The sequence below is a fragment of the uncultured Sphingomonas sp. genome, from assembly GCF_964244235.1.
Classification (GTDB): Bacteria; Pseudomonadota; Alphaproteobacteria; order Sphingomonadales; family Sphingomonadaceae; genus Sphingomonas.
Genome location: NZ_CAXTII010000123.1, coordinates 1 through 5004 on the forward strand (window position 1 = coordinate 1; position 5004 = coordinate 5004).

6 protein-coding genes and 2 pseudogenes are annotated in these 5004 nt (G+C 65.4%); 1 reads left to right on the forward strand and 7 read right to left on the reverse strand.

All coding sequences use genetic code 11. The features are described 5' to 3' along the window. A pseudogene (locus ACFE7D_RS13850) lies at nt 1-93 on the forward strand (DNA mismatch repair protein MutS); the annotation flags it as partial. Here ACFE7D_RS13850 and dapE read toward each other — a convergent pair. The 7 genes and pseudogenes from dapE to ACFE7D_RS13885 form a co-directional block, all read right to left on the reverse strand. Next, the gene (gene dapE, locus ACFE7D_RS13855) at nt 71-1189 is read right to left on the reverse strand and encodes a succinyl-diaminopimelate desuccinylase (protein ID WP_375395998.1); all 1119 of its coding nucleotides are present in this window, start codon (nt 1187-1189) and stop codon (nt 71-73) included. The pseudogene ACFE7D_RS13850 and the gene dapE sit on opposite strands and share 23 nt — an antisense overlap. Next, nucleotides 1190-1855 carry a glutathione S-transferase family protein gene (locus ACFE7D_RS13860; RefSeq protein ID WP_375395999.1) on the reverse strand — a complete coding sequence of 222 codons (666 nt, stop codon included), beginning with the start codon at nt 1853-1855 and terminating at the stop codon, nt 1190-1192. Between the two features lie 44 nt (nt 1856-1899). Then, nucleotides 1900-2085 (reverse strand): hypothetical protein, encoded by a 186-nt coding sequence (locus ACFE7D_RS13865; protein ID WP_375396000.1) that lies wholly within the window; start codon nt 2083-2085, stop codon nt 1900-1902. After that, the gene (locus tag ACFE7D_RS13870; protein ID WP_375396001.1) at nt 2085-2525 is read right to left on the reverse strand and encodes an MAPEG family protein; all 441 of its coding nucleotides are present in this window, start codon (nt 2523-2525) and stop codon (nt 2085-2087) included. Before ACFE7D_RS13870 ends, ACFE7D_RS13865 begins: the two co-directional genes overlap by 1 nt. After that, nucleotides 2522-3127: a hypothetical protein gene (locus ACFE7D_RS13875; RefSeq protein WP_375396002.1), complete on the reverse strand. Its 606-nt coding sequence runs from the start codon at nt 3125-3127 to the stop codon at nt 2522-2524. Before ACFE7D_RS13875 ends, ACFE7D_RS13870 begins: the two co-directional genes overlap by 4 nt. Before the next feature lie 72 nt (nt 3128-3199). Next, on the reverse strand, nt 3200-4249 hold the full coding sequence (locus tag ACFE7D_RS13880; RefSeq protein WP_375396003.1) for a deoxyhypusine synthase: 1050 nt from the start codon (nt 4247-4249) through the stop codon (nt 3200-3202). Between the two features lie 148 nt (nt 4250-4397). After that, nucleotides 4398-5004, reverse strand: a pseudogene (locus tag ACFE7D_RS13885) (type III PLP-dependent enzyme); the annotation flags it as partial.

Here is a 5004-nt window from a genome sequence, read left to right on the forward strand (position 1 = left end):
CGCCATGCCGGTGCCATCGCGGCGGTCCGTGGTGCGCATCCCCGTCATGGTGGGGCCGGCGCACTCTACATCATCCTGCGACGCGCGCGATGACGTCCGCATAGATATCGGTCAGCGTCAGCAGGTCGGCGACCGCGACCGCCTCGTCCGCCTTGTGCATCGTCGCGTTGACCAGGCCGAATTCGACCGTCGGGCACAGTTTCGACAGGAAGCGCGCGTCCGAAGTGCCGCCGGTGGTCGACAATTCGGGCGTGATTCCGGTCCTGGCCTGAATCGCGGCGGCAACAAGTGAGGAGAAATTCCCCGGCGGCGTCAGGAACGCCTCGCCCGACACGCGTCCGACGACCCTCGCGCCGGACGCATGCCGCACGGCGATCGCGGCGATCCGCTCCACCAGTGCATCGCCCGATTGTTCCTCGTTGAACCGGATCGACAGCCGTGCCGACGCCCGGGCGGGGATGACGTTGGTCGCGCCGCCTGCGACGGACAGATCGGTGATCTCGATATTGGACGGCTGGAACCAGGCATTGCCCCTGTCCAGCTCCAGCGCGCCGATCTCGGCCAGCATCGCGACCAGCTTCGGCGCTGGATTGTCGGCAAGGTGCGGGTAGGCGACATGCCCCTCGCGCCCCGACACTTCGATCTGGATATTGACCGACCCGCGCCGGCCGACCTTGATCATGTCGCCGAGCCGGTGCGCGGAGGTCGGTTCGCCGACCAGGCATAGATCGGGCGCGATCCCGCGTGCGGTCATCCGGTCGATGATCGCGCGTGTTCCGTAGGTTGCCGGGCCTTCCTCGTCGCCGGTCATGATCAGCGTGATGGCGCCGGCAGCGCGGACGGCCGCCGCGACGAAAGCCGCGACCGCGCCTTTCATGTCCACCGCACCGCGCCCGTGGAGCAGCCCGCCATGTATCTTCCCGGACCAGGGCGAATCGCTCCAGCCCTCGCCGGCGGGCACTACGTCGACATGCCCCGCAAACGCCAGATGCCGTCCCTCACCGCCACGCGTCGCCAGCAGGTTCTCGACCGGCCCGTCGGGTGTCTCGCCGATCGCGAACCGGTCGACCGTGAACCCGCTCCCGGTCAGCGCGGCCTCCAGCACGTCGAACACGGCCCCGCGCGCGGGCGTGACGCTTTCCGCGCGGATCAGCGCCTGCGCAAGCGCCACCGGGTCGATGGCCGCCACTTATTGCGTTACCGGCCGCTCATATTGCTCGATGACCCAATCCTCCTCCTGTGCGCCAGCGATCCAGTCCTGCATGAAGGGGTGGTTCAGCACCGCATCCATATAAGGCGCGGCGAAGCGGGCGATCGGCAACTGATAGGTCACGAAGCGGGTGACCACCGGCGCGAACATGATGTCCGCCGCGCCGAAATCACCGAACAGGAAATGCCCCGCGCCGCCGAACCGCGCGCGGGCCTGCGCCCATAATTCCATGATCCGCAGCAATTCGCCGCGAACGTCCTCGTCGGGCGCGACCGTGGGAAAGACCCGGCGGATGTTCATGCCGTGCTTGCGGCGAAGCGCGGCGAAGCTCGAGTGCATCTCCGCCGCCATCGAGCGTGCCATCGCGCGCGCGGCATCGTCCTCGGGCCAGAATTTCGCGCGACCGACCTTGTCGGCGAGATAATCGACGATCGCCAGGCTGTCCCATACGACCGCGTCGCCGTCCCACAGGATCGGCACCTTGCCCGACGACGGCGCGAATTCATCCCCGGCGCGCCGTTTATCCCAATCGACGTCGTACATCGGCACGACCACCTCCTCGAACGGCAGCCCGGACTGCTTGCACGCGAGCCAGCCGCGCAGCGACCAGGACGAATAGGCCTTGTTGCCGATGATGAGTTTCATGCATGTCGGCGTAGCGTCCGGCGGGCGCGTGGGCAACGGCACGCTCACCGCAGCTTCGCGATGTTCAACCCGTCTTCCTTCGCCCGGTCCTTCGTCGATTCCTCGCTGCGTTTCAGCGCTTTCGCGATCGCCCTCAAAGCCATGCCTTTCTTGGCGAACTGGTGCAGCTTCTGGATCTCGTCCGTCGTCCAGGGTTGCCGGTGACGCTCGAAAAGTTCGCCCTTCGCCATCAGAACACCATTAATGCGGCATGGAATGTCAGCACCAACAGTGCCGCGCTGGACGCGATGAACAGCACGAAGCGCCACAGCACACGATTGATCGTCGCCTGAACGATGCTGTGTGCGATCCGTAATCCGACATAGATCCACGCGACGCCCGCATCGATCCCGTTCCCCCCGCCGCCGATCGCCAGCACCAGCGCGACGGCGTAGAACAGCGTCGGCTGCTCCATCAGATGATTGTGATTGTGCGCCTTCCACTGTGCGGTCGCGGGCAGGCCGCGATCGGCGTCGCTTGCCTTGCTGCCGACCAGCTTCGTCAGGTCGGCCCCCGCCGCGCGCATCGCGGGCAAGCGCGTCGCGAGCATCCAGACGAGCATCGCCAGCGTCCAGCCGATGAGAACGACGACCGGTTTCAGGATTTCTGCGTGCGATATCGCTGGGATCATTGCGGTGTCTTTATCTGGTGAACGAAGCGAAGGTTGATGGCCGTATCGCCCTTGGCGCGCCGCTCCGGGTCGATGACGTGCTGATCGAAGACGAACAGCGATTCGGCTCCCCCGCCGGGTAGCATACGCTGCTCGCCGACGGCGTGTACGTGAATGTCGCTTCTATCCGCGTCATAGGGTTTCATGGGCGTGAAGCCCGGATGGCCTTTCTCGAACGCGTCCGTCACCGGGCGATATTGCGAGAGGGCAGGATCGACGACTTCCGTGAACCGTCGGACCGAACAGGCGTGGAACGGCGGCAGTTCGAGGAAGACCAAAATCTCTCTCTCGCCATCCTTGATCGACCAGCCGCGACCGGGATCGTCGACTAGCGTGACCTTCACCTGCTCGGGCGTCAGCGGGGTCGCGCCCTTCGCCGCCATCAGCGTGTCCACGGCCGAGTCGATCGGGAATGCCTGGAGGCAGGCCTCGTCGTACAGCGTGGCCATCCGGCGTTCGATCGCGATGGGCATCGCGGCTTGGACATCCGACGGTACATCGGGAAGCGCAGGGATGGGCGCTGCGGCCTGCGCCAGCAACGCCGCGATCGTCAGCACCGCCATGTCGTCATCCCCCCATCACCGGGCGGAACATGCGACAGGAGAGGCGCTTCGTCCAGCGCCTCCCGCACCCGATCAGTCGAACATCTTCCCCCAGGCGCGCTTGGCGCGGTCCTTCCAGTGGCCACGATGATAGGCGTCGCTGGCAAGAAGCGGCATCACCGAACCGGCCTCGGCGAAGACCATCTGCTCGATGCCCGTGTTCACCTTGCCCCACGAGGCCGCCTCCTGCAGCGTCGAGGACGAACAGGCACCGTCGCGGACGTCGGCGACGGTGATCTGCACGGCGTACTTATGGACCTGCACGTCTTCATGACCCAGGATTTCCGCGCAGACGACGGTGTCCTGGATGAAGTTCTTCGGCACGCCGCCGCCGATCATGAGCAGGCCCGTCGTACCCGCCTTGATCTTGATGTCGGTCAGTTCGCGGAAATCGGCGATCGCGTCGAGGACCATGTAGGGCTTGCCCTCCTTCGCGCGGTCGACCTGGTGCTTCACAAGGCCAAAACCGGCCGAGCTGTCGACGAACGCCGGGCAGAAGATCGGCACGTCATGCTCGTATGCCAGCTTGACCAGGCTATTGTCCTTCTTGCCATGCTCGACGAGATACTTGCCCATCTCGCGGATGAAGGCGCGGCTCGAATAGGGCTTGGGCTCGAGCGAATTCGCGATCTCCAGGATCGTGTGGTCGCAGTCCTGGAGCTGCTCCTCGTCGATATAGGTATCGTAGATCCGGTCGATCAGCAGCGAGCGCAGCGTGTCGTCGTCCGGCACTTCGAGCGCCTGGTAATGCTTGTGGCCGAGCCCTTCGAAGAAATCCATGTCGACGATCGACGCGCCGGTCGCGACGATGCCGTCGATCATGTTGTTGCGCAGCAGTTCGGCATACAGGTCCATGCAGCCGCCCGCCGAGGTCGATCCGGCGATCACCAGGAAGATCGTGCAATCGGGATCCGCCAGCATCCGGTTGTAGATCTCGGTCGCGCGGCCGAGGTCGCGGCTGGTGAACGACATCTTCTTCATGGCGTCCACGATGGGGCGGGCGTCGAAGCTGGTGATGTCGATATGCTCGACCGTGGTGGAGAGCAGTTCCGCCTTGCGGTTGGATAGGTTGGTATCGGTCATGTCTAACTCCTCCCCTCCCGCTTGCGGGAGGGGGCAGGGGGTGGGCGCTCGCTATCCGCAAGCGGTTCCGCCGGTGGTGAGCGAGCGCCCACCCCTCGGTCCCCTCCCGCAAGCGGGAGGGGAGGAAGAAGGCAGTACGGAAAAGCTATTACAGCGTGACGACGTTCGTCGCGACTTCCCGGAAGACATCGCCGTACAACGACACCATAGGCTCGTCCGCGACCACCACGGTCTCGTCGCAGCCGAAGCCGTTGAACGCGGTCCGCATCGCCGCGCCATACGCGCCGAGCATCCCGATCTCGATATAGTCGCCGGCCTGGATGTCGGCGGGCAGCAGGAACGGCCCCGTCATGTGATCCATGTCGTCGCAGGTCGGGCCGTAGAAGCTGAACGCCATGTCGCGCGCCCGGCTGTCGGGTTCGCGCATCAGCTCCACCGGGAAACGCCAGCCGAGATGCGCCGCATCGAACAACGCGCCATAGGCACCGTCGTTGATGTACAGCTCGGCCCCGCGACGACGCTCGACGCGCACCACGATCGAGCTGTATTCGGCGCACAGCGCGCGTCCGGGCTCGCACCACAGTTCGGACGAATAGCTGACGGGCAGCGATTCGAAAGCGCGGTGGATCGCGTCGAAATACCGCTCCAGCGGGGGCGGCTCCATGCCCGGATAGCTCGACGGGAAGCCGCCGCCGACGTCGATGACGTCGACCATGACCGCCGCCTCGACGATCGCCGCACGGACCCGCTCCAGC

Coding starts and splice junctions, on each gene's coding strand:
- ACFE7D_RS13875 (WP_375396002.1), bottom strand. CDS start 3,127: ATGGCGGTGCTGACGATCGCGGCGTTGCTGGCGCAGGCCGCAGCGCCC.
- ACFE7D_RS13880 (WP_375396003.1), bottom strand. CDS start 4,249: ATGACCGATACCAACCTATCCAACCGCAAGGCGGAACTGCTCTCCACC.
- ACFE7D_RS13860 (WP_375395999.1), bottom strand. CDS start 1,855: ATGAAACTCATCATCGGCAACAAGGCCTATTCGTCCTGGTCGCTGCGC.
- ACFE7D_RS13870 (WP_375396001.1), bottom strand. CDS start 2,525: ATGATCCCAGCGATATCGCACGCAGAAATCCTGAAACCGGTCGTCGTT.
- ACFE7D_RS13865 (WP_375396000.1), bottom strand. CDS start 2,085: ATGGCGAAGGGCGAACTTTTCGAGCGTCACCGGCAACCCTGGACGACG.